We start from the raw sequence: 15,588 nt of genomic DNA, 5'->3' as shown, positions 1-15,588 counted from the left end.
ATGCCGAAATGAAAACGGGCGCCTTGAAAGGCGCCCGTTTTTTATACGGTGATGTTTACCAACTGCCGTAGGGGATGCCGAATTGTTCGATGTAGCGCTTCGCCTTTTCACTGACTGGATAGGCGTACTGGCCCTGACTTTTTCCTTGATCCGGGCCCAACGGTTCAATTTCTGCTTGAGCACGAGCGACTTTGATTGCCTTCATACATTTGTCCGCGACCCACACCTGAACGACGCCCCCCGGTGCTACGCCGACGTATACCAGCGCGACATTGCCTGCGGGTTCATCCGGCGTTGAAGGGCAAGGTTCATTTAGTGTGGTGCGCATGATTTGTCGGGCTTGCTCTGGAATGTCGACCCAGGCGCGGTACGTTTGCGGCTCCACGATGGATTGCCAGCGGACGAAAATTCGCCTCGGTAAGTCAGCACCAACGACTTCGCGAATCCCCCCCGTAATCTCGCCCCACCCTCTTGCGGACTCCGTACCTGATTCTGGCTCGCCACCCGCTGCCGTGCCGCCACCTGTGCGACGGAACAGTTTGCCGTTAACATCTTCGACTGCGCTGTCCTCAACCCAGCTCTTCATGTAATACGGTTCGTTGAAGCTCAGGCTCCACCATTTTCTAGTGAGTTCTGTTTCAGGCGCTTTGAGATTTGTGGTTTGGCAGCCTGAAACCAACAACATCCATAAAAACATTCCCAACAAACGCATCAAAACGTTCTCCAGCTTGAGTCTGGCACGTGAGGATGGCGCACGCGCACGCCATCTTCGGTTGGTGCATTGGTGTATCGGAGATTCACGCCTCGCTCACGAGTTAATCCCACTGGATTGCTCCAATTGGCAGACATATGGATGTAGCGCAGTTTGAGTAGTTTCTCCTCTGCAGGCGTGGCCTCGTAATTGCCCCCAAGAAACCTGTCGCAGAGTGCTTGCAGCTCCGATGGAACGGAATACTGAGAGGTTTTCGGAACATCCTTGAACTGCACACCCTTCTCCCTCGCCAATTTATGCATCAAGTGCAGATACACCACCGACAGCTTGCCACTGACCGGGCGCTTGAGCTGCAACCCTGTATACGCGCGCACCTGTTTGCCCCCCGATGCCTGATCTTCTCTCGGAAGTGGGGTCGGTTTCGGAGTCACGATTTCCAGCATTGCTTCTGGCCAGCCGTTGGCTATCCAACTCGCTTTCTGCTGCTGAGCATCACGATAAATCGAAGTGGTTTGAATATCGGTTCCCTGGTGCATCGTAAGGGCCTGCATGGGGCTGACCAACACGCACTCTTCCACTTCTTCCCGGTACCCTCCACCGACATCCGAATGCACGCCGGGAACGGATATTTCAGTGTGCGCTGGAATGACTGTGCTTAACGCAAAGTTGGCCCGACGCTCGTCCCGTGCAGTCAATTGAATGACATCGGTAAAGTACTTGCGGTCAAGGTAAAGTTTGATCCCCGGCGCCACGGGACTTTGAATGTTACCTAAGTTTGTGACCCCTGCGACCGAGGGCACGGTATCAAACAGGCCAATGAAGCCCATGATGATCTCGCTGTTGTACTGGGCATCGAAACTGGAGCTGAAACCCTTGGGGTTGCTGCGAAGAACTTCACCTAATGGTCCCAGTTTGCAACGTACGATTTCGTTGGCGAAATGTCGGGCAGCGGCGGCGCCTCGACTGAACCCAAAGGTGTCGAAAGTGAGCGATGTAATCTCGCCGTCAGGATTACGATCAATCGCTTCCTTGATCAGTGCTTTCATGGCGACAAACGCTTTTTGTACCTTCCCTGCTACACCTGCATCTCCTCGCCCAGTCGCCGCGGCCCCCAAGCTGTCTTCGGCGGCCGCATCGGTACCGATCCCATCAACGTAGAGGCTGCGCTGTACGAGTTTGGACGACGCATCGCTTCCGGCTACTTCCGATGTCGGGTAGAGCTCGTATAGTTTGAAAACATTACTCACATCATTCCCATAACTCCCCTCCGGATCCGCCATATACGGCTTGCAGCTCGCATCTACATCCGCAGGCAAAATCGGATGATGGGCGCCACACAGCAATCCTGAAGCCGAGTTGCTCGCATTGTTCAGCGTCCCGTCGAAGAACACGCCAATGCGCAATGCGACGCGGACTTTCTCCTTCGCTGCCGCCGGTGCCTTGCCGTATTTCTCATACTCGGCCCAGCGTCTGGCGTGGATATCGACAGGTTTGGCTTCGTCGTATCGGAAGTTTTTCGGGGGGTTGGGTACGTATCCACTCATTCCTTGATCACCTGGCTCCTTGGTGCAACGGGCGCTGAGGGTGCCACTGTGGATCCAATCAAGCAACGCGTAGCCAGATGCCATCACTGGGACAACATGGACCTTCTTCCATGTATTGGTTTCGTCAATGGTCACCATTAATTCAATGAAGTTCTCTTAAAAATTGTGCGGCGTACCATCAGCTCCATACCAAACAACTACACCCCGGAGCACACCACCATGAAACGCCAACTTTTCCTCAGCATCGCTTTCTCGGTTTTTGCAGTTAACGCTTTCGCCGCTACCTCGACTCACCCGGTTGTCGCTGAAGGCGGCTCGGATCGGTTGATTGAAAGCCGTGTGGCTGAGGGTGGTTCGGATCGTTTGATCGAAAATCGTGTGGCTGAAGGTGGTTCCGATCGTCTGATCGAGAATCGTGTGGCCGAAGGTGGTTCCGATCGTCTGATCGAGAATCGTGTGGCCGAAGGTGGTTCCGACCGTCTGATCGAAAACCGCGTTGCCGAAGGTGGTTCCGACCGTCTGATCGAAAACCGCGTTGCCGAAGGTGGTTCCGACCGTCTGATCGAAAACCGCGTTGCCGAAGGTGGTTCCGACCGTCTGATCGAAAGCCGCGCTGTATGAATGAATGGCTCTATCGCGGTACTCAACGAGAAGCCCGGCCTAATCAGCCGGGCTTTTTCTTGCGTCAAACAAATGAGGGGCCTTCATTGAGTTGACACCGCAGCACGCCGCTTCGCGTATCGCCCCAACCCGATTTTGATGCCGACCAGCATGGGCGCGGCGACTGCGAAAAGCAGCGTCACTGCAACAAATGCGCTGTCGAACGCAATCACGGTGGACTGACCCGTAACGGTACGACCCAGAAGGCTCATCGCCGCCCTACCCGCAGCCACTGCGTCCATTCCTTTGGCCGACAACATCGCTGTCGTGGTGGTCAGCCGTTCGATGACCGCGCCCCCGCCCGGAGTGACGCTGGCGCCAAGGACCACCGAGTTGGCGACAACGTTATGCTCGATCAGCGTCTGAAGCCCTGCGACGCCCATCAGGCCACCCAACTGGCGCCCCGTATTAAAAAGCCCTATGCCGCTGGCGAGGTTGCGCCTGTTGAGGTCACTGAACGCGATCAGGGTGATCGACAGAAACAGAAAACCAAGACCCAACCCGCGCAACAGGATGGCCGCCATCATGTCGTCGGCGCCGCTTTCATGGGTGGAACCGGACAGCATCCACATCGCAACCATGATCATCAGGATGCCGAAGGGCACGGTAGCGAACGGCGGAACGCGGCGGGCCTGCATGAGCCAGGCCGAAATGAGCAACGCCCCGATAAAAAAGGCACCACTGGGCAACAGCAGCTGGCCGGCATCGGTGGGTGTGAACGCGAGGACTGACAGTGCAAACGCCGGAATCAGGAACGCACTGCCGAACAAGGCCGCACCGGCGACAAAACTGACGATAAAGGCGAAGGTAAAATCGTTCGATTTGAACAGGGTGAAATCGAGCACACCCTGGCCTTGGGTCAACAGTTGCTGGCCAAGAAAAGCCAGCAGCGCGGCTGCACCCATCACGGTCAGCCACAGGATGCGCGGTTCCTCGAACCAGTCCCATCGGCTGCCCTGGCTGAGCACATAGGTAAAACACAACAAGGTGACGCAGACCAGGCAGAAGCCGACCCCGTCAAACGGACGATGCCGTGTCTTGGTCGGCATCGGGGCGTCGGCGGTCAGCAAAAGTCCACTGGCCGCCAGGGCGAGCGGAACAACGCTGAAAAAAATCCAGGCCCAGGACTGGCTATCGATCAACCACCCTTGAAGGGCCGGCGCGAGGGTGGCGGGCGCGACAACCGCGCCCATGGCGAACAGCGCCTGAAGGATGGGTTGATGTGATCGCGGCCAGGCGCGAAAGATGATCACTTGCCCGCCGACGAGCAGCGCGCCGCCGGCGAAGCCCTGGATAATTCGAAGCGCTACCAGCAGATCCAGCCGAGCCGTCATGGCGGCAACGGCGCACGCCAGACCCATGACCAAAGTGGCGCTGATGAGGACCTGACGCGGAGCGAAACGGTTCACCAACCAAGGAGCGGTCACGAACCCGATCAGCTTGAACGCGGTGTAGCCAATGTCCAGCCAGGCGAACTCATCGGGCGTTGCATAGGTATCGCCGATGATGTCGCTGCGTCCAAGCGACAGGACGGTGCCGGCGAGCGCTTCCGTCAGCGCGGCAAGCAGAATGCCCGCCATGAGCAGGAGGCCGTTCGTCACGCTGGCATTGCCCGGCGTGGCGGTGGCCACCGTGCTCACGAGCCACTTCCTTGCGCAACCTCGACCCGCGCTGACAGGCCCGGCACGATGCGGCCCGGCAACGGGTTGTGGGCCAACAGGATTTTCACCGGCACTCGCTGGACGACACGAACAAAGTTGCCGGTCGCATTATCCGTGGGCAGCAGGCTGAATGCCGAACCACTGCCCGGTGCAAAGCTGTCGACCACGCCTTCAAGTGCCTCGTTCGGATAGCCGTCAACTGTGATGCGCACGCGTTGACCGGGGCGAATATGCTCGAGTTGGGTTTCCTTGAAGTTCGCCACGACCCACACATCATGAACCGGCACGATATCGAGCAACGACACGCCCGTCGTCACATACCGACCCACGCGAACCTGGCGGTTACCGATAACGCCATCGACAGGCGCGCGGACCACGGTGCTGTCGAAATCGATCTGGGCGAGATCCCGCGCCGCCTGCGCCTGATTCACCGCCGCAACGGCTGCTTCGCGCTCGGTGACCAGCACGGCGATGTGTTGCTGTTGCGCCTCGACCGATGCCGAGGCGGCCGATACCGTCGCCTCGGCTCTGGATTGTGCGGCGGCGGTTTCATCGACAAGGGCGTGGCTGACCGCGTTGCTGACGATCAGTTTGCGATTGCGATCATGGGTCTTGGTCGCCAGATTCATCTCGGCGGAAGCTGAACGCCGCTGGGCTTCGGCCTGGCGGATCAGGGCACGCTGAAGCTGGGTCTGGGCATCGACATGACTCAGGCGAGCCTGGGCCGCACTGACATTCGCCACGGCTTGCGCCAGCCGAGCGCGGTAGTCTCGATCATCAATGCGAAACAGGACATCACCCGCCCGGACGGTCTGGTTATCCTCGACCTCTACCGACGTGATGTACCCGGCCACTTTGGCGGCGAGCGAGGTCACGTCGCCGCGCACATAAGCGTTATCGGTGGAGGTCGCGCCGCTGAAAACAGCCAAGCCCCCTCCGACAGCCAGGACCAGAACGGCGGCGACGCACAGCAACCGGCCGATGGTTTTTTTCTTGCTGCGGCGCGTCACGGCGACAGGGATTTCGGCGCTTGCGCCGGCGGCAATGGCGGCCTTGTCCTGGAGCGAGTTCATTTCTCTCATTACCTGTTCAATGCCGGGAAACGCAGCAGCCAAAGGGCGGCAGTGGCCTGCCGCCCGGCTATCGCGCGTCGATCAGCGCGTGTGTGAGGTCACTTGCCGATGGGCGTGACGAGCACCTTTTCATCGGAGTCGAGGACGAACACCGCCAGCAAACGCGCAGGTTGGGTATCGCTGGCGTTGGCGCTGACTTCGTGCACGGAGCCAGGCTCCTCTACGAAGTTTTCGCCGACGTTGTAGATCTTTTCCGGCTTGTCTTTGATTTTGATGCGAAACGAGCCTTCCAGGACCGTTGCATAAATGAAGGCCGTTTTCGGATGGGTGTGGGCCGGCGACGCGGCACCAGGCCCATATTCGACAACCACGCCTTTCATGCTCTTGCCGGGGATATTGGGAATGGGCCGGTCGAACACGACCGTCACCTTGCCCGCGGGCTTGTCGTCGGCCGACGCGGTGATCGAGAGCGCTGCGAAAGCAGCGGCCAGAAGATATCGGGTGAACATGGCAAATCTCCTTATGCGTCTGTTTGATGAGGGCGCAACCCGGTGTCAGGACCGGGCGAGCCAGTCCTCGAAACGAATCGCGCCCAGGCGCGGGTGCTTGCCGGGGGTCAGCGATTGATCGTCGAGCACCGCGCCGAAGTAGCGTGCGTGCACGTCCGGAACGACTTTGCGGGAGTCCCCGGTTGCCCGCAAAAAGCGCCTGACCAGTTCGTCCAGCGGCATGGCCTCGGGCCCCGCGACTTCGAGCGTGCCGTTGACCGGTGTTTGCAGCGTGACCTCCGTCAGCGCCGCCACTACGTCGTCGGACGCCATTGGCTGGATCAGCGCAGGCGAAAGGCAAATCTCCTCACCGACGGCGGCCGATTGCGCGATACCGCCGACAAATTCGAAGAACTGCGTAGCCCGCAGAATGGTGTAAGGAATGCCGGACGCCTTGATCAAGTTTTCCTGGGCGACCTTGGCCCGGAAATAGCCATTCTCGGGAAGCCGTTCGCTACCGACGATTGACAGGGCCACGTGATGACGAACGCCGGCGGCCGCTTCAGCCGCCAGCAGGTTGCGGCTCGAAGTTTCAAAGAAGTCGAGGACAGCCTGGTCTTCCCACGACGGTGCGTTCGCCACATCGACGACGATATCAGCGCCATCCATCGCTTCGGCCAGGCCTTCGCGGGTGATGCTGTTTATGCCCGTACTGGGGGCGGCTGCGAGCACGTCATGGCCGCGCTCGCGGAGGTTGTTCACAAGTTTCGATCCGATGAGGCCAGTGCCTCCAATGACGACGATCTTCATGGGTTCTCTCCGCTTCACGACGGCAACCATTGCTGTCGGTGTGAGTAAAGAGTGCCCCCGTGCATAAGCGAAGTCCTTGCGCAGGCCTTGGATTTACCTTCGCTCACGCTTGGTTTTTCGTCCAAAAAAACCGCCGTTTGAATGTCATCCTGACTCGGCGGTGCAGCCGGTTACGCGCTGCCGTATTATCGACTGCTCGTACTCATTACTCGCTCGACCAGGGGACATTCACCTTGCCATTCGTGTTTGAAGACTACGTGCTCGATCAAGAGCGCCGGGAACTCACCTTGCGCGGGCAAGTCGTGCCCATCGGGCCACAGGTCTTCGATTTATTGCTGCAGCTCGTCAGCCAGCGCGATCGCGTCGTCAGCAAGGATGACTTGCTCAAGGCGGTGTGGAGCGGCCGGGTGGTTTCGGAATCGACGATCACCAGCCACATCAATGCAGTACGCAAGGCCATCGGCGATACCGGTGAGGAACAGCGTCTGGTTCGCACGGTGCCGCGCAAGGGTTACCGCTTCATTGGCCAGGTCGAGGCAGGCGAGACCGCCGAGGCCCGGCAACCTGACGGACACGATATCGACGCAGGCGTGCCCACCGACCGGAATGAACCCCTCGTGCTACCGGACAAACCCTCGATCACTGTCCTGCCCTTCCAGAACCTCAGCGGCGATCCGGAACAGGACTATTTCGCCGACGGCGTGGTTGAGGACATCATCGCCGCCCTGTCGCGGATCCGTTGGCTGTTCGTGATCGCGCGCAATTCGAGCTTCACGTACAAAGGCCGCTCCGTGGACGTCAAGGGTGTCAGCCAGGAGCTCGGCGTGCGTTATGTGCTGGAAGGCAGCGTGCGCAGGTCCGGCGACAGGGTGCGCATCACCGGGCAACTGATTGATGCAACGACCGGAACCCATCTCTGGGCGGAGCGCTTCGAAGGCACGCTCGACGACATCTTTGAGTTACAGGATCAAATCACTGAAAGCGTCGTCGGTGCCATCGCGCCACAGCTCGAACGGGCGGAAATCGAACGGGCCAAGCGCAAGCCGACGGAAAGCCTTTGTGCCTACGACTATTACCTGCGGGGAATGGCGAAACTGCACAACGGCACACGGGAAGCCATCGAGGAGGCGCTGGTGATGTTCTACAAGGCCATCGAACTCGACCCGGAGTTTGCGTCGGCCTATGGCATGGCGGCGTGGTGTCATTTCTGGCGCAAGTTGAATGGCTGGATGACCGATCGACCTCAAGAGATCGCCGAAGGTGCGCGGCTGGCGCGACTGGCCATGGCGCTCGGTCGGGACGATGCGGTGGCGTTGACGCGAAGCGGGCATGCGCTGGCCCATCTCACTGGTGATGTCGATGGCGGCATTGCCCTGCTCGACAGGGCGCGCCTGCTCAATCCGAACCTCGCTCCTGCCTGGTTTTTGGGCGGTATTTTGCGTGCACTGCGCGGTGAAACAGACGCCGCCATCGAGTTTTTGACCCATGCCGTGCGCTTGAGCCCGCTGGACCCGGAGATGTTCAGGATGCAGGTGGGCATGGCGCTCGCGCATTTCTTTGCCGGGCGCTACGACTGTGCGACGGACTGGGCGGATAAGGCATTGCGCAACCTGCCCACCCTGCTGCCTCCGGTCGCGCTGCTGGCGGCCAGTCATGCGCTGAGGGGACAAATGGATAAGGCGAAGCAGGCGATGCAGCGCTTGCGCGAGCTGGATCCTGCATTGCGTGTTTCCAATTTGAAAGAATGGCTGCCTATTCAGCGGCCAGAGGATCTTGCTCGTTTTGCGCAGGGGTTGCGGATGGCTGGGTTGCCTGAGTGAGTGTGGTGCGGGTTACTTCGCTTGGAGGTATATCCGTTTCTGCGGTAACGGCCGCTGGCGGTTTCGCCCTTACGGCGAGTCACTTTCGAAAAGCGCGAAAGTAACCAAAGCGCTTTTGCCCCTTTCGTTCGGTGCCTCGCTAAGGCTCGGCATGCCCTCGCTCCGGTCCTGCTCCGTGGGCCCGCCGCCATCGGCCATCCATGGCCGGGGGCGGCTAACCCGGCATCCATGCCGGGTTGCCCACTGCGCAGAACCTCCACTCGGCCTCTCGAGGGGGCGTGTACCTCAAAAGCCAGATCAAAAGCTGAAGGCGAGCTAACGCTCGGCCTGATGAGTGGTGGAAATCAAAAGCGTATGGGATTCCCTGTAGGAGCGAGGCTTGCCCGCGAAAAACGACCGGGCAACGCGTTCATTCAGACAGCCTGCGTTATCGTTGACGTCCATCGCCAGCAAGCTGGCTCCTACAAGGGAAATGCATTGGTTTTCGGTATGTCCTCGATCAACTGTAGGAGCCGGCTTGCTGGCGATGCGGTGGGTCAGTCGACACATTTATTGACTGGACGGACGCTATCGCCAGCAAGCCGGCTCCTACAGGGGATCGGTGTTCATGTCCGGAATGAGTGAACGCAGCAGTGAAGCAGAACGCGTACGCAAATGAGCCAGGTCGGCTTTCAGGCCGCCTCGGCGGCTGTGGCGGTAGTCGCCCCCTCGAGAGGCCGAGTGGAGGTTCTGCGCAGTGGGCAACCCGGCAAGGATGCCGGGTTAGCCGCCCCCGGCCATGGATGGCCGATGGCGGCGGGCCCACGGAGCAGGACCGGAGCGAGGGCATGCCGAGCCACAGCGAGGCACCGAACGAAAGGGGCAAGAGCCCTTTGGTTACTTTGGGGCTTTTCCAAAGTGACTCGCCGTAAGGGCGAAACCATTAGTAGCCATTACCGCAGCAACAGATATGTACACCATTCCCAAATCCAAATCCCCCGCAAACTAAAAAACCGCAGCTCAGTTATTGCGCAACAGCACGTAAGCCTCACCACCATTACGGTCATGCTGAAGAATGAAGTTTGCGCCCTGCAGGCTAACCTTCGACGGCACACGATCCGCCACCGCTGTCTGCGAATAAGGCTGCACAGCGCTCAGCAATTGTCGGGTCAGGCTATCGTCGGACTGACTCGGAGTCGTGACCACGCACTCTTTCGCAGACAACTGCACCGCAAGGTTTTTGTCTGCCGTGAAGCCGATACGGGTAAAGCCCATATCCTGCAGATCATCGATACCGTAACGCTTGGCTGCTTCGGCCGAACCGGCGAACGATGGCGCAGTCTTCAGGCAGATGTCGGTGAAAGCTTCAATGGCCTTGGACTTGACGGGAATCGGAGCATTCGGGGTTGATGCAGCGCAACCGGCGAGCAAGAGAAGGCTGGACAAGGCGAGCTTGCGAAACAACGAATTGGACATGACGCGAGGATCCTTCCATTTGAATACGGCGCGCAACCATCGGGTCGCGTGCCACTTGAGCAGGTGGCCCCGAATGGTAAAACAAGCCCTGCCTCCACCGCGAGAGGATTAGCGTCGAGGCCCTTCTCGTTCAGCACCAACAATGAGTCAAGACGATCTGCATCGGACTCAATACGTTCAGAACCCAATAGCGCGGCATCAAAGGCAACACTGTCTCCACTCCCAGTGCACACCGCGTTGTGTTGTGAAAGGTATTGCCACCCCACTATTGGAAGCCTGACTCATGAAAACCTTAAGCATCGAGAACCACAAAACCAATGCTGCCTCTGGACAATCATCGCTCGGGAGCAAAACCACAGCGATTGGAACCTACGGAGCGTACTTTGCCCTCGCCGTGATCTACTTCTGGTTCGGTGGCATGAAATTCACTCACTACGAAGCGCAAGGCCTGGTTCCGCTGGTGAGCAATAGCCCTTTCCTGGGTTGGGTCTACAACATTTTCAGCGTCGATACCTTCTCCAGTTTACTCGGCGTCCTGGAAGTCTCGATCGGTGCTCTTATTGCAGGTCGACTGCTGTCACCCAAACTTTCATTGATCGGTGGCGCGTTGTCAGCCGGGCTGTTTTTCACGACGTTGAGCTTTATGTTGTCGACACCAGGAGTGATCGAACCCAGCCTTGGCTTCCCGGCCATTTCGGTTGCACCGGGCCAGTTTCTCCTGAAAGACATCGGTTTGCTTGCCGCGTCCATCTTCGTGGCCGGCCATTCATTAACCGCGCTGGAAAACCGCTGAATCGATGATCCTTCTCTTGGGATGGCCTGAAGCAATTCGATGTTTTCAGGCCATGCCCCATCAAGAAGGTCCGTCCCCCTCTCCCGCCAAATCTTTTAGCCAGTCCCGAGGGCTGTAGCCCGTCTTGCGACGAAACGCGCGAGCAAGTGCCGAAGGACTTTCATAACCGACTTCTGCGGCGATCAGCGTAATCGGCCGCCCTTCACGCAAACGCTTCTGCGCCAGGCTGATACGCCAGCTCAACAGATAGTCCGCCGGTGTCTGCCCTATAACGGCCCGGAAGTGCACGGCATAGGCCGCACGCGACATGTTCGACTCGCTCGCCAGTTCCGCCACCGACCAGGCACGGTGAGGTGCGTTGTGCATTTGCACCAGCGAGCGCGCCAGTCGCGAATCCGCGAGCCCGGCGATCATGCCGGTACGCAGTTGGTGATGATCGAGCAGATGTCGAAACAGCAGGATGATCAGTAATTCGAACAAGCGATCCAGCGCCGCTTCCCTGCCGCAATGTCCGGCTGCCGCCTCAACGAACATCCATCGCAGCGTATCGGCCAGCTGCGGTAACTCTTCCAGGGGCAGCACCAGGCAATCGGGTAACGAAGCAGACAACGGGTTATCGACCCCGCCCTCAAACTCCATTGACGCGCACAAGAGTTGAGCGCCATCGGGCTCACCGGCGAACAGTTGATGCCGGCTTGGGCGTGGCAGAAAAATCAGACTGGGTTGCGTCAGGAGCACGTCCTTGCGCTCGCCGCCTCGCAAAGTGATGGTACCGGCCTGCAGCAGGTGAATATGACCACGCTGGTCGGCGCCATCGTACGCCGCCATACCGCACAGCCTGCCGTTGTAAAACAGGTGTGCGCGTACGCCGAACTGCGAAAACAACGTAGACAGGCGATCCATGGGTATTCTCTTGGAGTGGTACAGACCGGAGGTCTTTGACTGGGTGTATATCCGTTGCTGCGGTAATGGCGGCTATTGGTTCCGCCCTTACGGCGGGTCACTTGGAGAAGCGCCAAGTAACCAAGCGCCCGCGCCCCTGACGTACGGTGGCTCGCCAAGGCTCGCCATGCCCTCGCTCCGGTCCTGCTCCGTGGGCCCGCCGCCATCGGCCATCCCTGGCCGGGGGCGGCTAACCCGGCATCCATGCCGGGTTGCCCACTGCGCAGAACCTCCACTCGGCCTTCCGACGGGGCAGATCAAGATCAAAAGCCAAGCAAAAGCCAAAGCGAGGCGGCCTGCCAGCCGACCTGTCTCTATAACCGTACGCGCTCGCCTTCACTGCTGCGGTCACTCATTCCGGATATGTACACCGATCCCCTGTAGGAGCCGGCTTGCTGGCGATGGCGGTGGGTCAGTCGGTGCATTTATTGACTGGACGGACGCTATCGCCAGCAAGCCGGCTCCTACGGTTGATCGTATTTATCCAGACACATCTGCATTTACCCTGTAGGAGCCGGCTTGCCGGCGATGGACGTCAACGATAACGCGGGCTGTCTGAATAAACGCGTTGTCCGGTCGTTTTTCGCGGGCAAGCCTCGCTCCTACAGGGAATCGCGTTTGCTTTTGCTTCTCACCACTCATCAGGTCGAGCGTTAGCTCGCCTTCCGCTTTTGATCCGAGCGCCCCCTCGAGAGGCCGAGCGCAGGTTCTGCGTAGTGGGCAACCCGGCATGGATGCCGGGTTAGCCGCCCCCGGCCATGGATGGCCGATGGCGGCGGGCCCACGGAGCAGGACCGGAGCGAGGGCATGGCGAGCATTAGCGAGCCACCGAACGAAAGGGGCAAGAGCCCTTGGTTACTTGGGGCTCTTCCAAGTGACTCGCCGTAAGGGCGAAACCGCCAGCCGCCATCACCGCAGCAACGGATATACCCCCACCCAATCCCAAAAACCCTCCCAACCCTAGGTGTGATGAATCTCCCGATCCTTGGTTTCCGGCAAAAAGAACGTCCCAAGAATAGCCGTCATCACCGCAATCACGATCGGATACCAAAGCCCGTAGTAGATATCCCCCGTGGCCGCGACCATGGCAAACGCAACCGTCGGCAGGAAGCCGCCAAACCAGCCATTGCCAATGTGGTACGGCAACGACATCGAGGTGTAGCGGATACGCGCCGGGAACAGTTCCACCAGCCACGCCGCGATCGGGCCATAGACCATGGTCACGTAGATCACCAGGATGGTCAGCAGCAACAACACCATCGGGTAATTGGTCTTCGCCGGATCAGCCTTCTCAGGGTAACCGGCGTCCTTGAGCGAGGTGCCAAGGGTAGCGACGAAGGCATCGTTGCGGGTCTTGAAGTCGGCGGCCGGCATGCCGGTGCCCTCGAAGCTCTCGACCACTTTGCCGCCAATGCGAACCTGCGCAACGGTGCCCGGCTCGGCTTTTTCGTTGATGTAGGGGATGGCTTTCTTCGCCAGTACCGTCTTGGCAAGGTCACAGGAACTGGTGAATTTGGCTTTGCCCACCGGGTCGAACTGGAACGAACACTGGTCTGGATCAGCAACCACCGTGACCGGGTTTTTCGCCTGTGCCGCAAACACGTCGGGGTTACCGTACTGGGTCAACGCATGGAAGATCGGGAAGTAAGTCACCGCCGCCAGAATACAACCGGCCATGATGATGCCCTTGCGGCCGATGCGGTCGGACAGGCTGCCGAATATCACGAAGAACGGCGTGCCGATCAGCAGCGAACCGGCGATCAGCAGGTTGGCGGTCTGCGGGTCGATCTTGAGCATTTGCAGGAGGAAGAACAGCGCATAGAACTGCCCGGTGTACCAGACAACAGCCTGGCCGGCAGTACCGCCGAGCAGCGCCATGATCACAATTTTGAGGTTTTCCCAACGGGCGAAGGATTCGGTCAGCGGCGCTTTGGACGACTTGCCCTCGGCCTTCATTTTCAGGAACACCGGCGATTCGCTGAGTTGCAGGCGGATGTACACCGAGATGATCAGCAGCAGGATCGACAGCAGGAACGGAATCCGCCAACCCCAGGCCTCGAACGCCTCCGTACCAAGAACGGTGCGGCAGGCGAGGATCACCAACAGCGACAGGAACAGACCGAGGGTCGCGGTGGTTTGAATCCACGAAGTGAAATAACCACGCTTGCCCTTCGGCGCATGCTCCGCGACGTAAGTCGCCGCCCCACCGTACTCACCGCCCAACGCCAGGCCTTGCAGCAGTCGCAAGGTGATCAGGATGATCGGCGCCGCGACGCCGATGGTCGCGTAGCCGGGCAGAAACCCGACGATGGCGGTGGAGATACCCATAATGACAATGGTGATCAGGAAGGTGTGCTTGCGTCCGATCATGTCGCCCAGTCGCCCAAACACAATCGCGCCGAAAGGCCGCACGGCAAACCCCGCAGCGAACGCGAGCAGCGCGAAGATGAAGGCGGTTGTCTCGTTGACGCCGGCAAAGAAGTGCTTGGCGATGATCGCGGCGAGAGAGCCGTAAAGGTAGAAGTCGTACCATTCGAACACGGTGCCCAGGGACGAGGCGAAGATGACCTTGCGCTCCTCCCTGGTGATCCCGTGGTTGGGCACGTTGCCCGTGGTGGTGTTGTCGATTGCGGCCATGAGTCTTCTCCGTCTTGCTCTTGTTGTAGGCCGGAGCACCTCACTAGCATCGTCGCACCCAGGCCCTGGGGCTGAAGTCATCGGACTACGGAATGCACAAAGCCTGGCAACAGGCTGACCGCCTCACATCACTGCAAGGTTTCATGAAGCATAATCACCTTCGTGCAGATATCCACTCGCCAGCCTGCAAACCCTCAAATACGCGGAGAACCCGCCATGAATCAGCGCAAAACCGGCTACGCCCCCGTCAACGGCCTGCGGATCTATTTCGAGATTCACGGCGCGGCGCACCCCACGCGACCGCCCCTCGTCCTGCTGCATGGCGGCGGCGACACCCTTGAAACCTCATTCGGTCAGATCCTGCCGGTGCTGGCGGCTGAGCGTCAGGTCATTGCCATTGAACAACAGGGTTATGGGCACACAGCGGACATCGTCGACCGTCCATTCAGCTTCGAGCAATCCGCGGACGACACGGCGGCACTGCTCGCGTATCTGCACATCGGGCGAGCGGACCTGTTCGGTTTCAGCAATGGCGGCACCATCGCCTTGCAGGTGGCGATCAGGCATCCGGACGTCGTGCGCAAAATCGTGGCGGCGTCGGCGCTGGTCAATCGCGACGGTGCCTATCCATGGCTCTGGGAAGCGATGGCCAACGCCACGCTGGAGAACATGCCGCCAGAGTTGCAGGAGGCGTACCTCAAGGTCGCGCCGCAGCCCGGCAATCTGCGGCTGATGCATGACAAGGCAGCCCGGCGCATGCGCGATTTCAAGGACATCCCCGACGACGATATCCGCCGCATCACCGCGCCGACATTGGTAGTGGTCGGCGATGCGGACGTCATCCGCCCCGAACATGCCGTGCAGATGTTCCGGTGCCTGGCACACGCGCAGCTTGCCGTGCTCCCCGGCACCGATCACATGCAGGTGACCACGCGCACCGAATGGCTGGTGCCAATGATCGACGCGTTTCTCGATGCCTGAAAACGGGCGTCG

13 protein-coding genes are annotated in these 15,588 nt (G+C 59.6%); 4 read left to right on the top strand and 9 right to left on the bottom strand.

Annotated elements, in window-relative coordinates; all coding sequences use genetic code 11:
* Positions 1-55 precede the first annotated feature (55 nt).
* Positions 56-712 (bottom strand): DUF2931 family protein, encoded by a 657-nt coding sequence (locus tag IB245_RS23425; RefSeq protein WP_192228798.1) that lies wholly within the window; start codon positions 710-712, stop codon positions 56-58.
* A complete protein-coding gene (locus IB245_RS23420) occupies positions 712-2,256 on the bottom strand; it encodes a T6SS phospholipase effector Tle1-like catalytic domain-containing protein (RefSeq protein ID WP_192228844.1) in 1,545 nt (514 codons plus the stop codon). Before IB245_RS23420 ends, IB245_RS23425 begins: the two co-directional genes overlap by 1 nt.
* Positions 2,257-2,475: 219 nt before the next feature.
* On the opposite strand from IB245_RS23420, the gene IB245_RS23415 reads away from it, so the two are divergent.
* Positions 2,476-2,877 (top strand): hypothetical protein, encoded by a 402-nt coding sequence (locus IB245_RS23415; protein ID WP_192228797.1) that lies wholly within the window; start codon positions 2,476-2,478, stop codon positions 2,875-2,877.
* 83 nt (positions 2,878-2,960) lie between these two features.
* On the opposite strand, the gene IB245_RS23410 is transcribed toward IB245_RS23415, so the two are convergent.
* The 4 genes from IB245_RS23410 to IB245_RS23395 all read right to left on the bottom strand — a co-directional run bounded on the left by IB245_RS23410 (position 2,961) and on the right by IB245_RS23395 (position 6,948).
* A complete protein-coding gene (locus IB245_RS23410) occupies positions 2,961-4,556 on the bottom strand; it encodes a DHA2 family efflux MFS transporter permease subunit (protein ID WP_192228796.1) in 1,596 nt (531 codons plus the stop codon).
* Complete coding sequence (locus tag IB245_RS23405) at positions 4,553-5,650, bottom strand: HlyD family secretion protein (protein ID WP_192228795.1); 1,098 nt, start codon at positions 5,648-5,650, stop codon at positions 4,553-4,555. The genes IB245_RS23410 and IB245_RS23405 overlap by 4 nt, the downstream gene beginning before the upstream one ends.
* Before the next feature lie 98 nt (positions 5,651-5,748).
* Positions 5,749-6,159 carry a cupin domain-containing protein gene (locus IB245_RS23400; RefSeq protein ID WP_008042324.1) on the bottom strand — a complete coding sequence of 137 codons (411 nt, stop codon included), beginning with the start codon at positions 6,157-6,159 and terminating at the stop codon, positions 5,749-5,751.
* Positions 6,160-6,204: 45 nt separating this feature from the next.
* Positions 6,205-6,948, bottom strand: a complete 744-nt coding sequence (locus tag IB245_RS23395; protein ID WP_192228794.1) for an SDR family oxidoreductase — start codon at positions 6,946-6,948, stop codon at positions 6,205-6,207.
* A gap of 233 nt (positions 6,949-7,181) precedes the next feature.
* Between IB245_RS23395 and IB245_RS23390 the strand changes: the two genes are divergently transcribed.
* A complete protein-coding gene (locus IB245_RS23390; protein ID WP_192228793.1) occupies positions 7,182-8,768 on the top strand; it encodes a winged helix-turn-helix domain-containing protein in 1,587 nt (528 codons plus the stop codon).
* Positions 8,769-9,767: 999 nt separating this feature from the next.
* On the opposite strand, the gene IB245_RS23385 is transcribed toward IB245_RS23390, so the two are convergent.
* The gene (locus IB245_RS23385) at positions 9,768-10,223 is read right to left on the bottom strand and encodes a hypothetical protein (protein ID WP_192228792.1); all 456 of its coding nucleotides are present in this window, start codon (positions 10,221-10,223) and stop codon (positions 9,768-9,770) included.
* A 283-nt stretch (positions 10,224-10,506) separates the two neighbouring features.
* Here IB245_RS23385 and IB245_RS23380 point away from each other — a divergent pair, with 283 nt between their 5' ends.
* The gene (locus tag IB245_RS23380; protein ID WP_192228791.1) at positions 10,507-11,016 is read left to right on the top strand and encodes a YkgB family protein; all 510 of its coding nucleotides are present in this window, start codon (positions 10,507-10,509) and stop codon (positions 11,014-11,016) included.
* A 60-nt stretch (positions 11,017-11,076) separates the two neighbouring features.
* Here the strand turns inward: IB245_RS23380 and IB245_RS23375 are convergent, their stop codons facing one another.
* Both IB245_RS23375 and IB245_RS23370 read right to left on the bottom strand, forming a co-directional pair.
* Entirely contained in the window at positions 11,077-11,919 is an 843-nt protein-coding gene (locus IB245_RS23375; RefSeq protein WP_192228790.1) for a helix-turn-helix transcriptional regulator, read from the bottom strand.
* A gap of 999 nt (positions 11,920-12,918) precedes the next feature.
* Positions 12,919-14,595: an MFS transporter gene (locus IB245_RS23370; RefSeq protein ID WP_192228789.1), complete on the bottom strand. Its 1,677-nt coding sequence runs from the start codon at positions 14,593-14,595 to the stop codon at positions 12,919-12,921.
* A gap of 216 nt (positions 14,596-14,811) precedes the next feature.
* On the opposite strand from IB245_RS23370, the gene IB245_RS23365 reads away from it, so the two are divergent.
* Positions 14,812-15,576 carry an alpha/beta fold hydrolase gene (locus IB245_RS23365; RefSeq protein ID WP_192228788.1) on the top strand — a complete coding sequence of 255 codons (765 nt, stop codon included), beginning with the start codon at positions 14,812-14,814 and terminating at the stop codon, positions 15,574-15,576.
* Positions 15,577-15,588 lie beyond the last annotated feature (12 nt).

Origin of the sequence: Pseudomonas sp. PDM02 (assembly GCF_014852285.1) — a bacterium.
Taxonomy (GTDB): Bacteria; Pseudomonadota; Gammaproteobacteria; order Pseudomonadales; family Pseudomonadaceae; genus Aquipseudomonas; species Aquipseudomonas migulae.
This window is presented reverse-complemented; position numbering and strand designations above follow the sequence as displayed.